The sequence below is a fragment of the Mycolicibacterium agri genome, from assembly GCF_002553505.1.
GTDB lineage: Bacteria > Actinomycetota > Actinomycetes > Mycobacteriales > Mycobacteriaceae > Mycobacterium > Mycobacterium agri.
In genome coordinates this window covers 67783-84360 of record NZ_PDCP01000027.1, presented here as the reverse complement: position 1 = coordinate 84360, position 16578 = coordinate 67783, and the positions used below count along the sequence as shown (strand labels likewise).

Here is a 16578-nt window from a genome sequence, read left to right as displayed (position 1 = left end):
GGGGCGGCGGGGGCGGTGGTGGAGGCGGCGGCGGCAACGGTGGCGGCGGCGGTCCCAGCAGCGGCACCGTGATCGGCGGCAGCCCCGGGATCTCCACAATCGTCGTACCGCCCTCCGGAGGACGCGGCGGCTCGGGCCGCGGCGGAGGTGGCGGCGCAGGCGGAATGCCGTTGCTGACGTTGATCGTGACGATCGATCCCGGGAACGTCTGGCCGCTCGGCGACGTGCTCACGACGGTGCCTGAACGCGCCCCGCTGTTCACCCAGTTCGTCTGGTCGGCGACCTGGAACCCGGCGTCTTTCAGTCGCTGGCGCGCCGCATCCACGGTCAGTCCGTTCACATTTGGCACCCGCCCGCCGGGGGCGCCGTCGACGTACACCGGGTCGGTCGGCGGCAGCGTCACCTCGCCGAAATCGTTGGCGATCGGCTTCATCGCCTCGAACCAGGTGCGAGCGGGCTCGTTGCCGCCATAGAGATCACCATCGCCGCAGGCGCGCAACGGGAACGAGCAGATGCCCGACGGCGAGCTGGAGTCGGCGAAGATGTAGTTGGCCGCGGCGTAGCGGTTGGTGAAGCCGAGGAAGCCCGACGACCGGTGCGACTCGGTGGTGCCGGTCTTGCCCGACATCGGCAGATTCCATCCGACCGAGCCTGCCGCGCCGGAAGCGGTGCCGCCGGGCTTGTCGTCCTTGCTCAGCGCGTTGGCCAGGGTGTTGGCCAGCCCTTCCGGCACCGCCTGCTCGCAGGGTTCGATGGTGAACGGCACCTCTTCGCCGTGCCGGTCGATGATCTTGTCGATGGGCGTCGGCGGGCACCACGTTCCACCCGACGCCAACGTCGCGGCCACATTCGACAGCTCGAGCGCGTTGAGCTGGAACGGGCCCAGCGTGAACGAGCCCATGTTCTGCCGCTTGATGAAATCGGCCAGGCTCTCGTTGCTGTCCGGGTCGTAGGCCCGCGCGGTCGCCGGGGTCGCATACGAGCGCATCCCCAGCCGCACGGCCATGTCGACCGCCCGTGGGACGCCCACCTGCTGAATCAGCTTGGCGAACGCCGTGTTTGGCGACGCGGCCAGCGCATCGGTCACGTTCATCGAGCCGCGGTAGTTGCCCGCGTTGCGCACACACCACGTCTCTTTCGGGCATCCCGGCGTGTCGCTGCTGCCGAGCCCCTTGGCCTGGAACGAGCCGGGCACCTGCAGTTGCGCGTTGATGCCCAACCCCATCTCCAACGCGGCGGCAGTGGTGAAGATCTTGAAGATCGACCCCGCGCCGTCGCCGACGAGCGAGAACGGTTGCGGCTGCACGGTTTCGTTGGCGTCGAGGTTGAAGCCGTACGTGCGGTTGCTGGCCATCGCCATCACCCGGTGCGCGTTCTTGCCGGGCTGGATCACGCTCATCACGCTCGCGATGCCGTCGAGGTTGGGGCTGGCGATCTTGTCGATCGCCCGCTTCACCGAGGCCTGCACCTTCGGGTCCAGCGTGGTGCGGATCAGATAGCCGCCGCGGGCGACCTGGTCCTTGTTGATGCCTGCCCGCGCCAGGAAGTCCAGCACGTAGTCGCAGAAGAACGCGCGATCACCGGCGGCGATGCAGCCGCCCGGCAACTGCTTGGGCTGCGGCAGCACGCCCAGCGGTTTCGTCTTGGCCTCGCGCAGCTCGTCGGCGTACTGCGGCAGGTTCTCGATCATGGTGTCCAGCACCAGGTTTCGACGGGCGAGCGCTCCTTCTGGGTTGGTGTAGGGGTTCAGCGAGCTCTCCGAGCGCACCAGCCCGGCCAGCAGCGCGGCCTGCTCCCAGTTCAGCTGCGAGGCGTTGATGCCGAAGTAGGTCTGCGCGGCGTCCTGGATGCCGTAGGCGCCGTTGCCGAACGACAGCAGGTTCAGGTAGCGGGTGAGGATCTCGGCCTTGCTGAACGACTTGTCCAGCGTCAGCGCCATGCGGATCTCGCGCAGCTTGCGGGCCGGGCTGATCTCCACGGCCGCGCGCCGCTCGGCCTCGGTCTGCGCGGTGACCAGCAGTTGATAGTTCTTGACGTACTGCTGCTCGATCGTCGAACCGCCGCGTGTGGTCGGGTCGCCGGCCAGGTAGCCGGACAGCCCGGTCAGGGTGCCCTGCCAGTCCACGCCGTTGTGCTCGGTGAACCGCTTGTCCTCGATCGAGACGATCGCGAGCTTGATGGTGTTGGCGATCTTCTCGCTGGGCACCTCGAACCGGCGCTGCGAGTACAGCCAGGCGATCGGGTTTCCTTCGGTGTCGACCATCGTCGTCACCTGCGGCACGTCGCCCTCGAGCAGCTGAGCCGATCCGCCCGCGACGACATCGGAGGCCCGGTTCGACAGCAGCCCGACACCCCCGGCGAGCGGGAACATCATGGCGGCCACCACAACGCCAGCCAGCAGGCAATAGCCCGCCAGCTTGGCGATCAGCACCCCCGTCGGCCGCCCCTCCGACATTTCCTCAGCGTACTTTCTCCTCTGGCCGGGACCGGCTATTTCGCTCGGACGTTGATTTCGATTATGACGACGCTGCTCAGTCACCTGACGAGGCCTTGCTGAACAGCAGCGCACCCAGTTCGCGTTCGAACCGATCGGCCAGGTCCCACAGGTCGTCGACCAGCTTCGGGCACGAGGTGATGCCTACGTTGAGCTTGCCGGCGAGCGACATCACGGTGATGTTCAGCCCGGAGCCGTGGAAGATCGGCCCGAGCGGATACAGCGCATTGATCTTGGCTCCGCAGGCGTACAGCGTGCGCTGCGGCCCGGCCACGTTCGAGATGATCACGTTGTGAATCGGCGCGTGCGTGAGCGGGGTGTGGCCCGCCAGGCCGAACAGCACACCGAGGGCCGACCGGGCGAACACCTGCGTCCAATCGAGGAGGAGCGACGGCGCGATGGCCGAGCTGTGCTCCTTGGCGTTCACACTCGCGTCGGCGATGGCTTCCAGCCGCTCGCCCGGGTCGGCGATGTGGGTCTGCAGGTTGCAGAACATCCCCGACACCTGGTTGCGGCCCGGCCGGTCGCTGACGTCGTGCACTGACGCCGGAACCATCGCCACCAGCGGCTTGTCCGGCAGCTCGCCCCGCGCCCGCAGGTACTCCCGCAGCGCGCCCGCGCACAGCGCCATCACCACGTCGTTGACCTTGACGCCGAACCGCGCCTTCACCCGCTTCACGTCGTCGAGGTCGAGCTGGGCCAGCGCGATGGCGCGCCGCGGCGTGACCTCGGCGTTGAATCGCGTCGCCGGGGCGGCGAACGGCGCCGCCATTGCCGTCCCGCTGCGGGCGCGCAGGGCCGTCGTGACGATCGTCGACACCGTCTCGGGCACCACCCTGGCCAGTTGCAGCGGGCGGGACAGGAACCGCACCAGCCCGCCCGCGGCGATGCCGATGGACGTTGCACCGCCGGGCCCCTCCACCGGGTCGGGCGGCGGGGCGTCGGGAGTGAGCGTGCACAGCTGGTCGAGCAGATTCGCGGCGGACACGCCGTCCACCGCGGAGTGATGCACCTTCAGCATCAGCGCCAGCGGTCCGCCGTCGCGCACCTTGGTGCCGGCAATCCCCTCGATCACCCACAGCTCCCACAGCGGCTTGTGCCGATCCAGCGGAAGCGACGCGATGTAGCCGCAGATCTCGCCCAGCTCCGTGCGGCCTCCGGGCGACGGCAGCTCGATCCACTGCACGTGACGGGTCACATCGAAGTCTCTGTCCTCGACCCACACCGGGTGATCGAGATTGAGATTGCTGTCGGCGAGCTTTGCCCGAAGCTCGGGCACCGCCGCTATCCGTGACGCCAGATCGGTACAGAGACGATCAAAGCTGTAGCCGCCGGGCACGGTCGAGGTGTCCAACTCGATGACCGAGCAGACATGCAAAGGGACAGTGGAGGATTCGCCGTAGAGGAAACTCGCGTCGAGCCCCGTCAGCCGCTCCATTTACCCGCGGTACCCCGGTTTACGCATTCGTCAAACCTAGGCCACGGTACGGCGACGAACGACGGAAACGGCATTCCGAATCGGAGCACTCCGCTCAACGTTGCCCAGTAGCATCCAGCAAATGGCGACCGATGTGCGCGCCGGGGGTAAGGAAACATACGTCTCGGGGGTGGCTGCCGCGATGACGGTGGTCGCCATGGGCCTGGGCTATGCGATCTCGATCGGTGACCCGACGATCTTGTCGGCCAATCTGCAGGTCGTCTCGGCCGGCCTGCAGATCACCGGAAGCACCGCCACTTTCGTCGCCAGCCTCGCGACGCTGACAATGGCCGCCGCGGTGCTCAGCGCGGGTGCGCTCGGCGACCTCTACGGCATGCGGCGCATGTATCTGGTCGGATTGTCGGGCGCGATCGCGTTCAGCGCGCTGGCCGCGGCCGCGCCGGTGCCCGCGGTGCTGATCGTCGCCCGCGCCGGCGTCGGCGTGACCCTGGCGTTCCTCATCGGCCTGTCGCTGGCGATCACCAACGCGGTTTTCCCGCCGAAGAAACGGGCCGGGGCGATCGCGGCCTACTTCGGCGTCGGCTACGCGGTCGCCACCCCGATGCCCGCGCTGGGTGGCGCGCTGGCTCACGCGATCGGTTGGCGCGCATGCTTTTTCGTCGTCCCCGCGATCGCGGCGATCTGCTTGGTCATCACCTGGCGCTACGTGCCCGAGACGACGCGCGCCGACCGTCGGCTCGATCTTGCCGGCCTGGCGCTGTTCGCGGTCGCGTTGCTCGGGCTCATCTTCGGCACCTCGCGGATGGAGACCGGCGTCGACGCCGTCGGTCTCGCGTCGGTCGGCGGCGGGCTGGCGGCCGGGTTCGCCTTCGTGATGTTGGAGCTGCGCACGCCGCAACCGGCTTTGGACATGAACGTGTTCCGCTCCGGCCGGTTCAACGGCGCCGTCATCGCCGGCGTGGTGTTCAACATCGTGCTCGGCGGGTCGATGGTGCTGTTGGCGTTCTACCTGGTGACCATCCGCAAGGAGTCCCACGAGCTGTTCGGCCTGCTGCTGATCCCGGCCACGGCGATGGCGGCGTTGGGGGCCACCTCGGCGGGCCCGGCCGCGAACCGGTTCGGCCCCCGCACGGTGCTGATCGGCGGGCTCGTCACGATGTTGGCCGGCCTGGTCGTGCTGCGAACGTTCAGCTTGCACACCTCGCGGCCGGTGGTCTTCCTGACGACGGCGCTCATCGTGGTCGGCGGCGCACTGGTCACCACGCCGCAGGCGCAGATCATGATGAGCAGCGCGCCAGCCGATCTCGGCGGCTCCATCTCGGCGGTGAAAAGCGCTGTGAACGAAGGCGGTTACTCGCTCGGGCCCGCGCTGTTCGCGCTCGTCGGCATCAACCTGTTCCTCACCGACAGCGTGCACGACCTGTCCAGGACCGGCCTCACCCGCGCCGAAGCCCGCGAAGCGTTGGTGACGGCGCACGGCGGCCGGGAAGCCCATCTGGTCAATCCCGACGCGGCGCGGCTGGTCATCGACCAGGCGCCCGAGCATGCGATCGACGCGATCCACACGCTGAGCGTGGTCATGGCCGTCGGGCCGGTGGTCGCGATCATCCTTGCGCTGTGGCTCTGCAAACCCACCGGGAGCGACTCGTGAGGGCGCTGCTCGCCGGGGCGGCAGCCGCGGTGGCCGCGGCGTTCGGCGCGCCGACGCTGCCGGTCGCATCGGCCGAGCCCTGCCCTGACATCGCCGTCGCGTTCGCGCGGGCCACAGGCGAATTCCCGGGTGTGGGCGGTGTCGGCCAGGCGTTCGTGGACGCACTGCGCATGCAGGCCGGTGGCCGCACGGTCGGCGTGCACGGGGTGATCTATCCCGCGAGCAACAACTTCGGCGGCGGTCCGGCGTTCACGCAGAACGTCGTCGACGGGGTCAGGGACGAGGCCAACCACGTGCAGGCCGTGCTGTCGGCGTGCCCGAACACGAAAATGGTGCTCGGCGGCTACTCGCAAGGCGCCATCGTGACGGCGTTCGTCACGTCCGACGGCATGCCCGCCGAGATGCCCGCGGCGGATTCGGTGCCTGTGCCGTTGCCGCCCGAGATCGCCGATCGCGTCGCCGCGGTCGTGCTGTTCGGCAAGCCGACGGGCGGCGCGCTGGTCAAGTACGGTGTGCCCGCCGCCGACGTCGGGTCGCGCTTCGTCGGAAAAACACTGGAATTGTGCGCTCCCGGCGACATGGTGTGCTCGGGCGACCCGGCCGGCTGGAACTCGATGGCCCACATGTCCTACACGGGCAACGGCATGATTGCTCAGGCAGCGTCGTTCGCGCTGAGTCGACTGTAATTTCGGTTAATTCCACCGTGGGCGAAAAAGCTTGCGCCCAAATGCATAGTGGGCTGGTGGATGGGATTCCACCAGCCCACGAACGTAAAAGCGCGTCAGACGGCTGTTACGCCGACTGCCTGAGGACCCTTGGCCCCCTGCTCGATTTCGAACTGAACCCGCTGGTTCTCGTCCAGCGACCGGTAGCCGCTGCCCTGAATCTCTGAGTAGTGCACGAACACGTCCGGAGCACCACCGTCGGGAGCGATAAAGCCGAAGCCCTTATCGCTGTTGAACCACTTCACGGTTCCTTGTGTCATTCTTTCCAACTTCTTTCATTTTCACGCGGATGTCGAAGAACATCCGGCTCGACCGTATCACGGATTTGCCAGTTCACTACATTGGCGATTCTGGCGAATGCGCGCTGACGTGCTAATTCCTTGAGGCAACGGCTATTTCGCGAACAGTATTCGCACGCGCTTTTCGCCGGTGTAGCGTCATAAGTGAATCGTCTCGTCGTCAGCGTGATCCGCGGCTCCACAGCGCGCCGGACAAGATCAACGCGCGATCCGATTCGGGTTGCAGGCCCTCTCGCGCTGGCGCTGGGTCTGCTCGACGTGAAGGAAAATCGGTTGTGGTTCATGTAGGTTCTGGTGCGAAAACATCAGTAAGCCAACCTATTTCGTCAACCAATCGTCGACGATCGGCAAGTCCGATCCGGCTCACATTGGCGGCCGAACTCGGCAACGGCCTCGACGGCGGCTGGTGGCCGTATACCGCGTCGGTGGCACGCGAACTTCCCGAGCTGATCGAGACGCTGCAACGCCCGCTGGGCGACATCGTCGATATCTGTGTCAACTGGTCGTCGCTGGCGGGCGTGCCCGACCTCGATTCGCTGTTTCACCGCGGAAACGCCGTCGTACCCGGCCAGGATGCCCGCCGCGTGCAGCGGATCATCACCGTCACCGGCGATCGCGCCACCGCCCGCCTGCTGGTGGTGCCGTGGCGCACCAGCACGGCCCTCGCGGTCATGCTGCTGCGGCGCGCGGCGCGGCTGCCGATCATGGCGGACCACGTGCACACGGACGCATTCCGCATCGCGGACGGGATCGTGCGCGCGGCGTGCGGCCAAGAACCGGTCGAAGTGCATCCGGCCGGGTCCGCGCCGGGTCTTACGCCCGCGCCTGGCAGGTAGAAGCCCGCGGGACGAAAACCGTCGGCAGTGCCACGGTTTGCGACGCCCCATCGGATTCGGCCAGCCGGTCCAGCACCAATTTCGCGGCGGTGCGGCCCATCTCGTACTGCGGCATGCTCACCGTCGACAACGACGGGTTCAGGTGCGCCGTCAACTCCATGTTGTTGAACCCGACGACGGAGACGTCGTCGGGGCACCGCAGTCCCTGCGCGGCGAGCGCTTCGTAGCCGCCGACCGCCAGCAGGTCGTTGGCCGCGAACACCGCGGTCACTTGTTCACGGGCCAAAAGCGCCGTCATGGCCACCCGGCCGGCCTCGATGGTGTAGTCGGTCGCATGCTCGATGACGCCCGCACCCCCGACGTCTGACGCCACCGCGTTCGTGAATGCGGCCAAACGCGTTGCGCTGACGGAGATCTGCAACGGTCCGCCGATGTGCCCGATGCGGCGATGGCCGAGCGCGGCGAGATGCTCGATGGCCGCGCCGATGCCCACGGCGTCGTCGCTCACCACGGCGGACACGTCGACGCCGTCGACGAGCCGGTTCACCAGCACCAGCGGGACGCCTGCGTCGACCAGATCGTGCACCACGCCTTCACCACGCCCCGCGCTCGCGACGATGAAGCCGTCGCAGCGGCGGGTGCGTAGCACCCCGACGACGTCGCGCTCGCGCTCGGCCGAGTTGTCGGTGCTGGCCAGCAGCGGCTCGAAGCCGCGTTCGCGCAACTGATCCTCGATGCCCCGCACGATCGGCGCGAACACCGGGTTGCCGAGGTCGGGAATCACCACGCCGATGGTGTGGGTGCGGCTGGTGCGCAGACTGCGGCCCAGCGGGTCGGGCACATAGCCCAACCGCTCGGCGGCCTGCTGGACTCGCGCGGTCGTTTCCGGCGAGATCCGACCAACAAGCGCCGGGTTGAGCGCCCGCGACGCGGTGCCCGGATGCACGCCCGCTGCCCGCGCGACATCGGCCAATGTCGGCTTGTCCACGCGTCGGAGTCTAGGGGAAGGCGATGACCTGCAGCGCTCTGACCTCTTGACAATCGATTGCCAAACGGGTTTTGATCGAAGCGCCGGATGTCCGGTTCGGCTCACCGCTCGGCAAGGAGGAACCATGCCCCGAATCAGCTACGTCAACCCCGCGGACGTCAGCGACCCCGACCTCGTGCGCGCCCTCGAGGACTCCCGCACCTACGGCACACCCAGGCTGGAGAGCCAGTCGATCCGAGCGCACGTCCCCGCCGTGCTGCGCACGTTCGCGGCGTCATGGCAGCAGGTGTTCCGCGAAGGCGTCCTCGACCACTCGATCAAGGAACTGGCCAGGGTCTACATCGCCAAGAGCCTCGAGTGCGGCTACTGCGCCGGGCAGCGGTCGCACCTGGGGGCCGAGGCCGGCCTGACCGAGCGCGAATTCGACGAAGTGATCGAGTTCCGCAAGTCGACCGTCCTCGGCGATCGGGAGAAGGCCGCGTTGAAGTGGGCCGAGGCGATCGCGTGGGATCCCGGGCTGGCCGACGACGAGGTCTGGGAAGAGCTGCACACCCATTTCACCGAACCCGAACTCGTCGAACTCGGATACTTCATCGGCCTGACGATGGGCCAACAGAGGTTCCTCAAGACGCTGGGCATCAAGCACGGCGAGCTGGGTACCGAAACCCTGGCCGGCTTGGCGCCCGATGTCGCAGAGTCGTTGCGCGAGCAGGCAACTCAGTCCGCGTCCGCCTGAAGCGATGCGGGCGTCGTCGACCGGCGTTACCGGCAGGCGATCACCGCTGCGGGGACGGGCTGCGCCGCGGCGCTTGATGCCGAGTCCTGGCTGAGCGAGAACTCGTACCTTGAAGCGGCGTCCTGACACCTGAACGGTGCTGCGAGCGCGCGGCGTTTCCGCGACGCGGGCGCCGGGACTTGCCCGCCTTCGCAGGCGTATCCGTGTGGTTTGTGGCTGCCGCGGGTGCCCGGTACGGCGCGACCTCTCCGACCAGTGCCTTCACCGGTTCCGAGTGCGCGACGACCTCCTGCGGGCGGACGCTGATTCCGGCCTTGCGCATCAGCGCCTGCAGGTCCCGGCGCTGTTCGGGCAGCACGACGGTGACCACGTCGCCGGAGTTGCCCGCCCGCGCGGTCCGGCCGGACCGGTGCAGGTAGGCCTTGTGCTCGACCGGCGGGTCCACATGCACGACGAGTTCGACCTCGTCGACGTGCACACCGCGCGCGGCGATGTCGGTGGCCACCAGCACCCGCGCCGCACCGGTGCGGAAGGCTTCCAGGTTACGATCGCGCGCGTTCTGAGAAAGGTTGCCGTGCAGGTCGACTGACGGCACACCGGCGTCGGTGAGTTGCTTTGCGAGCTTGCGCGCCTGGTGCTTGGTGCGCATGAACAGGATGCGGCGGCCGGTGCCCGACGCCAGATGGTGCACGAGCTCCTTCTTGGCCTGCACCCCGGCGACGTGGAACACGTGGTGGGTCATCTCGGACACCGGTGAGTGCGCCTCGTCGACAGAATGGGTGACCGGATTGCGCAGGAATCGCTTGACCAGCTTGTCGACGCCGTTGTCCAGCGTCGCGGAGAACAGCAGCCGCTGCCCATCCTTCGGCGTCGCGGCTAGAATCCGGGTGACTCCCGGCAAAAAGCCGAGGTCAGCCATGTGATCGGCTTCGTCGACGACGGTCACGGCGACCGAGTCGAGCGAGATGACGCGCTGGCGCATCAGGTCTTCCAGCCGGCCGGGGCAGGCGACGACGATGTCGACGCCGGACCGCAGCGCAGCGACCTGACGATGTTGCGAGACACCGCCGAAAATCGTGGTGACGGACAGCCCGTGCGCGGCCGCCAACGGTTCGAGCGTCGCGGCGATCTGGGTCGCCAACTCACGCGTGGGCGCCAGCACCAGGGCGGCGGGTGATCCGCGGCGCAGTTTCTTGACGCGGGTGACCAGCGGGATCGAGAACGCCAGCGTCTTACCGCTGCCAGTCTTGCCGCGGCCCAACACATCTCGCCCGGCGAGGGAATCGGGAAGCGTCTTCTGTTGAATCGGGAAGGGATTGGCGATGCCGCGGGTGGCGAGCGACTGAATCAGTTTGTCGTCGACGCCGAGGTCGGCAAAGGACAGTTGCGTAGTGATAGTGGTGCCTTTCGGGGCATCGGGTTGCGCTTCGCCGCGCGAAACATCGGCACGAGCGAGCACAAGTGTGGCGAGATTGCCGGTGGGCAATATCGATCGCCGCGAGAAAACCTTGTGCTGTGTGCACGATGGGAAGTAATCCACGACGTCATTGGCGGCATCCGCAGAGCGCCAACGTTGACACCAGCCTACAGGGCGCCGATCTTGCTGGGAAATCGGGCTGGGTGTGGGCCTGGTTACGTCTGACGCAGCACGTCGCGGTGCGTCGTCGCGCCTGTGCGCGCGAAGAGCAGCGTGAACACCGCGCCCGCCGCGGCGGCGACGAGGTAGAAGCTCGGCGCCACATTGCTTCCGGTCTTGTCGATCAGGAAGGTCGAGATGAACGGCGCCGTGCCACCGAAGATCATCACCGAGGCGTTGTAGCCGATCGACACCGAACTGGTGCGCAGCCGGGTCGGGAACATCTCGGCCATGAACGCGAACAGCGGTGCTGCACCGCCGGCGATAAGTGCGCCCATGACCGCCCCGGCCAGGATCGCGACGAACATGTTGCGGCCTTCTGCGATCAGGACGAAGGCAGGATAGGTCAGCACGACAAGCGCGATGCTGGCCGTAATCAGGACCGGTCTGCGGCCGATCCGATCCGACAGCGCACCGCACAGCGGCAACGCGACGATGTGCGCCAGCAGGACGGCGGCGGTGACGATGAACATCTCGCCTGCACCGAAGTCGGTCACTTCCTTGAGATAGGTCGGCATGTAGCTCATGACGGTGTAGAAGCCGACGCCGTAGGTCAGCGTCGCGCCGAAGGCGACTGCGATCCACTTGAACTGCTCGCTGAGGCTGGAGCGCAGCGGCGTCGGGTCCGCCTGCTTCGCGGACACCAGCGCCTGGAACAGCGGCGTGTCCTCGATCTTGAGCCGCAGATAGAGCCCGATGGCGCCGAGCGGCAACGCGATCAGGAACGGCACCCGCCAACCCCATGACCCCATCGCATCTTCCGACAGGCTCGACGTCAGGACCGTCAACAGCACGGCGCCGAACAGGAGGCCGGTCGCCGAGGCGGCAGGCAGAAGGCTCGACAGCAGGCCTCGCTTGTTACGCGGTGCGTACTCGTTGACAAACGATGCGGCACCGGCGATTTCGCCGCCTGCCGAGAAGCCCTGCAGGATCCTGGCCGCCAGCAGCAGCACCGGCGCGGCGACGCCGATCGACGCGTAACCGGGCAGCACGCCGATGATGAACGTCGACACCGACATCAGCACGACGACGGTGGCGAGGCAACGCTGGCGGCCGATCCTGTCGGCCAGTGAGCCGAAGAACAGGCCACCGAGGGGTCGGGCGAAGAACGCGACGGCGAAGGTGGCGAAGACCGCGAGCAGGCCTGCGGTAGGGTCGGAGTCGGAGTAGAACGCGGCCGCGAGCATCGTTGCGACATAGGCGTATACGCCGTAGTCGTACCATTCGACGAAGTGACCGATGATGCCGGCCACCATCGCCCGTTTCATGGTCGACGGATCGGGATGGGGCATGGTGCCTGGTTGATGCGTGACTGCTTCAGTCATGGCGGTTCTCCAAGGTTGTGCGGGTCGGCGAGGTGACGGTCAGAGGTCGGCGAAGTGCGCCCACAGGTTGGACTTCTCCTCGACACCGATGCCTGGGAGGTCAAGCATCTGCACCCGGCCGCCCGTGACCGGAGTGCTGTCGAGGAAGCCGCCGATCGGCTGGAAGACGCCGGGATAGCATTCGGTGCCGCCGAGGCCGAGGCCCGCCGCGAGCGCCAGGTTCAACTGGTGGCCGCCGTGCGGCACGAACCGCTCGCGCGTCCAGCCGAACTGCTCGGCGTCGAGCACCATGCGGATGAACTCCGTCGGGCCGTAGCTCAGCGCGGGATCCATCTGAAGCCAGTCGCGGTCCGGCCGCATGCCGCCGTAGCGCAGCAGGTTGCGTGAATCCTGAACGGAGAAAAGGTTTTCCCCGGTCGCCAGTGAGCCGGCGTAGTTGCGGGCCAGTTCGGCGTTCAGCGCGTAGTCGAGCGGGTCACCGGCCTCCTCGTACCAGAGCAGGCCGAACGGCGCGAGCATTTCCCCGTACGCGAGCGCGGTGTCGAGGTCGAAGCGCCCGTTGGCGTCGACGGCGAGGCGTGATCCGTCGCCGATGGCGTCGACGACTGCGGCGACGCGCTCGGCGTCCTCCGCCAGCGGCGCGCCGCCGATCTTCATCTTGACGTGTTCGAAGCCCTGCTCGATGTAGCCGGTCAATTCCGTGACCAGTGATTGCGGCCCGCCGCCCGGCTGGTAGTAGCCACCCGCCGCGTAAACCCAGACGCTGTCGGCGATTTCGCCGTTGCCGAACCGGTCGGCGACCAGTTTCGCGAGCGGCTGACCAGCCAGCTTCGCCGCCAAATCCCACATCGCCGCGTCGACCGCGCCGATGGCCACGCTGCGATCCCCGTGGCCGCCGGGCTTCTCCCCCTTGAACATCACGGCGTTGACGCGGAACGGATCCAGGTCACCGGTCGACGGGTCGAGCAGCGCGTCGGGTTCGGCCTTCATGACGCGAGGGATCGCGCGGTTCCGGATGATCTCGCCCTGCGCATAGCGCCCCGGAGAGGAGAAGCCGTACCCGGTGACCGGCTTGCCGTTGCGGATGACGTCGGACTCCACCGCGACGATCGACGCGGTCATGGTGGAGAAATCCACGTAGGCGTTGCGGATCTCGGCCGCCATCGGGATTTCGCGTTCGCGGATCGAGGTGATGCGCATGGTCTCAGACCTTCTCTGCTAGCCCAGCTTGAACGGGTCGCGCGTGGTGCCGGATTCGGCCGTGTTGATCCAGACGGCCTTGTCCTCCAGATACGCTTCGATGGCTTCGATGCCGTTTTCTCGACCGATGCCGCTGGCGCCGAATCCGCCGTAGGGCATCTCGTAGCTGACCGTTCGATACGAGTTGACCCAAACGGTTCCGGCGCGCAACGCCTTTGCCATCCGGTGTGCCCGGCCGACGTCACGGGTCCACACGCCTGCGGCCAGGCCGTAGGACGAGTCGTTGGCGATCCGGATTGCGTCCGCTTCGTCGCTGAACGGGATGATGGCGACGACGGGCCCGAAGACCTCTTCACGGGCGATGCGCATCTGATTGTCGACATGGCCGAGAACCGTTGGCTCGATGAACAAGCCGTCGGTCAGCGTGTCGTCATGGGGGCGCTGCCCGCCGTGCAGCAGCCGCGCGCCCTCTTCGGACGCGATCTGGATGTAGCGCTGCACCTTCTGCAGCTGCGCATCGAACGCGACCGGCCCCATCTGGGTGTCCTCGGCCAGCGGGTCACCGAGCTTGATGCCCGCTGCCCGCTCGGCCAGGGCGGCGGCGAACTGATCGTGAATGTCTTTGTGCACCAGCACGCGTGAGCCTGCCGCGCAGGTCTGTCCCGTCGCCGCGAAGATGCCGGCGACCGCGCCGCTGACGGCCTCCTCGAGCGGGGCGTCGTCGAAGACGATGTTGGGCGACTTGCCGCCGAGTTCGAGCGTCACCCGTTTCAGGTCGCCGATCGCGGCCTGCCCCACCTGAGCCCCGACGTCGACCGACCCGGTGAAAGACACCTTCGCGACGCGGGGATCACCGATGAGGGCCCGTCCAGTCGACGGGCCACCGGTGACGATGTTCACCACGCCCGGTGGCACGTCGGCTTCCTCGAGCACCCGACCGAACGCCAACGTCGACGCGCTGGCGTGCTCGGAGGGCTTGATCACCATCGTGCAGCCCGCCGCCAACGCAGGCGCAAGCTTCCAGGTCATCAGCAACAGCGGCGAATTCCACGCGGTGATCGCCGCGCAGATGCCCGCCGGTTCCTTGAGGGTGTAGCCGAAGAAGTTCGGCTTCGACAGAGGAACCGTGGCGCCTCGGACCTTGTCCGCCAGCCCGGCGTAGAACTCGTACCAGTCGGGCAGCCCGTCGAGCTGGCCGCGCATCTCGCGCAGCAGCTTGCCGTTGTCGTAGGTTTCGATCAGCGCCAGTTCCTCCGCCCGTGCGCTGATCACGTCGGCGATGCGCAGCATCATCTTTCGACGGTCGCGGCCCGACATCTGACCCCACGTGCCCTCCAGCGCCTGGCCCGCGGCGCTGACGGCCTTACGAACATCGTCGTCGCCCGCTTCGGGCAGCGTCGCCCACGGCTTCGACGTGTACGGGTCGACGCTCTCCCGGGTGCCCCCGTCGGCGGGTGGCACCCACTTGCCGCCGATGAAAAGGTGGTCGGGCACATTCGGAGCGGGCAGGGGTCGGTTGGTCACGATGGTTCTCCAGTGGGTCGTTCGACGAGCATTTCCAGGGGTGCGAGGTGGCGGTCGATCGCCTTCTCGATCACGCGTGGGTTTCCCTTGCGTAGGGCATCGAGAGTCTCGCGGTGAAGGGCCTCAACGGTTTGCGGGTCTTCGTCTTCGGTGAAGTAGCGCTCCAGCACGACGGTCAGCCGTTCGAGGATCTGATGCTGCATGTAGGCGAGCACTTCGCTGCGCGCGGCGCGCGCCATCTGGTAGTGGAACAGGTGGTCCCAGTGCCTGCGTTCGAGCCCGGGGGCGTTGCGGCTTTCCTCCAAGCGCCGCACCGACAACTCCATGGCGTCGAAATCGTCCTGGGTCGCCCGCTCGGCGCACAGCAGCGCCAGTTGGAGCTCGACCGCGCGGCGCGCTTCCAGCAGGTCGGGCAGCTTGTCGAACTTGTTGGTCGAAAGGCCCAGCAGCGCAACGGGAATGTTGCTTGTCATGACCGTGAGGCCGCCGCCGTTGCCGCGCTGGGTCGAGACGACGCCCGCCATGGACAGGCTGCGCACGGCTTCGATCACCACGGATCTGCTGACACCGAGCCGTGCGGCCAGTTCGTCCAGCGACGGCAGGCGATCGCCCGGCCCGTAGACGCCGGCCCGGATCGCGAACGTGATCTGGTCGATCACTTCGTACTGTGTGCGATGGCCCTGGATCGGGCGGAATACCTCGGCAAAGCCCGGGGTGGCGATCTTTTCGTTGATGGTCATACGGTCACTCCGGTTTTCACGGTCAGCAGTCGGCGCGGGTTGTCGACGAAGATGGCGGCGATGTCGTCTTCGGTCATCCCGCGGTTGCGCAGCCCGGGCAGGACGCGGTTGTGGACGCCGGTCAACCCGGGTCCGCCGAACCGCGTCAGGTGCTCGGACTTGCAGGTGTCCATCGACAGCAGCAACTGGTCGCGGAAGCCTGACCTTGCGTACTCGCAGAACAGGTCAAGTGCTTCGTCGAACAGCGTTGGGCGGTACCACATCAGGGTGTCGAACTCGATCGTGACGCCCGCCTTCAACAGCGCCTCGTGGTAGGAGCGGATGCGGTAGGAGTCTGCGTGCCCGATGATGATCCGCGAGGGATCGACACCCTCCTCGATCAGCACCCGCAACTGCCACAGCCCGATGTCGGAGGCGAAGCTGTGCGTCATGATCGGCAGCCCGGTGCGTGCTGCGGCTCTCGCCGCGGCGCGGTGCACCCTCTCCTCGGTCGGTGACATCCAGTACTTCTCGGTGCCGATCTCGCCGACGATGCCAGGGCGGACGTCGGTGTTGTCCGCGCCGTTCTCGATCTCGGCGACGAGTTCATCGGCGAGGCTGTCCACTGATCGCCGGTCGATCTCGGCGGAGGCCGGGTAGTAGTGGTCGCGGTACCAGCCGCATCCCATGACGACGTGAATTCCGCTGCGCTCGGCCAGATCACGCAGCGCGGCGGGTTTGCGGTTGATGCCGACCGGTGTCACGTCGACCAGGCTCTTGCAACCGGTCGCGGTGAGGTTCGCGAGTTCCTCGCGGATGTAGCGGTCGTCCTCGGGCATGCCCGCGAGATCGAATCGGTGGGTGGCATGCCAGAACCTGGTCAGCAGGTGCTCGTGCATGAGGGTGAAGCCGAGCTCGTCCGGCGCGATCGGCCCGTTGACCGTCATCACGTGTTCGGTCATCGACGTGACCTCTTGTCCGGATCGCCCTGTTTGCATGGCTTTTCC

The 16578-nt window shown here is 67.2% G+C and carries 14 protein-coding genes; 4 read left to right on the top strand and 10 right to left on the bottom strand.

Annotation, left to right across the window (positions count from 1 at the left end):
* On the bottom strand, positions 1-2455 hold a 2455-nt coding region (locus CQY20_RS16475; protein ID WP_097941159.1), incomplete at its 3' end, for a penicillin-binding protein.
* Between the two features lie 76 nt (positions 2456-2531).
* Positions 2532-3932 carry a WS/DGAT/MGAT family O-acyltransferase gene (locus CQY20_RS16470; RefSeq protein ID WP_097941142.1) on the bottom strand — a complete coding sequence of 467 codons (1401 nt, stop codon included), beginning with the start codon at positions 3930-3932 and terminating at the stop codon, positions 2532-2534.
* Between the two features lie 121 nt (positions 3933-4053).
* Here CQY20_RS16470 and CQY20_RS16465 point away from each other — a divergent pair, with 121 nt between their 5' ends.
* Together CQY20_RS16465 and CQY20_RS16460 are read left to right on the top strand one after the other, a co-directional pair.
* Complete coding sequence (locus CQY20_RS16465; RefSeq protein WP_234816280.1) at positions 4054-5583, top strand: MFS transporter; 1530 nt, start codon at positions 4054-4056, stop codon at positions 5581-5583.
* Entirely contained in the window at positions 5556-6269 is a 714-nt protein-coding gene (locus CQY20_RS16460) for a cutinase family protein (protein WP_163701374.1), read from the top strand. The genes CQY20_RS16465 and CQY20_RS16460 overlap by 28 nt, the downstream gene beginning before the upstream one ends.
* Positions 6270-6364: 95 nt before the next feature.
* On the opposite strand, the gene CQY20_RS16455 is transcribed toward CQY20_RS16460, so the two are convergent.
* Entirely contained in the window at positions 6365-6568 is a 204-nt protein-coding gene (locus tag CQY20_RS16455; protein ID WP_097941141.1) for a cold-shock protein, read from the bottom strand.
* A 407-nt stretch (positions 6569-6975) separates the two neighbouring features.
* Here CQY20_RS16455 and CQY20_RS16450 point away from each other — a divergent pair, with 407 nt between their 5' ends.
* Positions 6976-7443 (top strand): DUF5994 family protein, encoded by a 468-nt coding sequence (locus CQY20_RS16450; RefSeq protein ID WP_174814687.1) that lies wholly within the window; start codon positions 6976-6978, stop codon positions 7441-7443.
* On the opposite strand, the gene CQY20_RS16445 is transcribed toward CQY20_RS16450, so the two are convergent.
* A complete protein-coding gene (locus CQY20_RS16445; protein WP_163700869.1) occupies positions 7421-8431 on the bottom strand; it encodes a LacI family DNA-binding transcriptional regulator in 1011 nt (336 codons plus the stop codon). The genes CQY20_RS16450 and CQY20_RS16445 overlap by 23 nt on opposite strands.
* Before the next feature lie 124 nt (positions 8432-8555).
* Here CQY20_RS16445 and CQY20_RS16440 point away from each other — a divergent pair, with 124 nt between their 5' ends.
* The gene (locus tag CQY20_RS16440) at positions 8556-9167 is read left to right on the top strand and encodes a carboxymuconolactone decarboxylase family protein (RefSeq protein WP_097941139.1); all 612 of its coding nucleotides are present in this window, start codon (positions 8556-8558) and stop codon (positions 9165-9167) included.
* 40 nt (positions 9168-9207) lie between these two features.
* On the opposite strand, the gene CQY20_RS16435 is transcribed toward CQY20_RS16440, so the two are convergent.
* From CQY20_RS16435 to CQY20_RS16410, 6 genes are all read right to left on the bottom strand, one after another.
* A complete protein-coding gene (locus CQY20_RS16435) occupies positions 9208-10563 on the bottom strand; it encodes a DEAD/DEAH box helicase (protein WP_097941156.1) in 1356 nt (451 codons plus the stop codon).
* A 236-nt stretch (positions 10564-10799) separates the two neighbouring features.
* Positions 10800-12128, bottom strand: a complete 1329-nt coding sequence (locus tag CQY20_RS16430; RefSeq protein WP_097941138.1) for an MFS transporter — start codon at positions 12126-12128, stop codon at positions 10800-10802.
* A 39-nt stretch (positions 12129-12167) separates the two neighbouring features.
* Entirely contained in the window at positions 12168-13328 is a 1161-nt protein-coding gene (locus CQY20_RS16425; RefSeq protein WP_097941137.1) for an enolase C-terminal domain-like protein, read from the bottom strand.
* Positions 13329-13346: 18 nt separating this feature from the next.
* Positions 13347-14852, bottom strand: a complete 1506-nt coding sequence (locus CQY20_RS16420; RefSeq protein WP_234816278.1) for an aldehyde dehydrogenase — start codon at positions 14850-14852, stop codon at positions 13347-13349.
* A complete protein-coding gene (locus tag CQY20_RS16415) occupies positions 14849-15592 on the bottom strand; it encodes a FadR/GntR family transcriptional regulator (RefSeq protein ID WP_097941136.1) in 744 nt (247 codons plus the stop codon). The genes CQY20_RS16420 and CQY20_RS16415 overlap by 4 nt, the downstream gene beginning before the upstream one ends.
* A complete protein-coding gene (locus CQY20_RS16410; RefSeq protein ID WP_097941135.1) occupies positions 15589-16569 on the bottom strand; it encodes a phosphotriesterase family protein in 981 nt (326 codons plus the stop codon). Before CQY20_RS16410 ends, CQY20_RS16415 begins: the two co-directional genes overlap by 4 nt.
* Positions 16570-16578 lie beyond the last annotated feature (9 nt).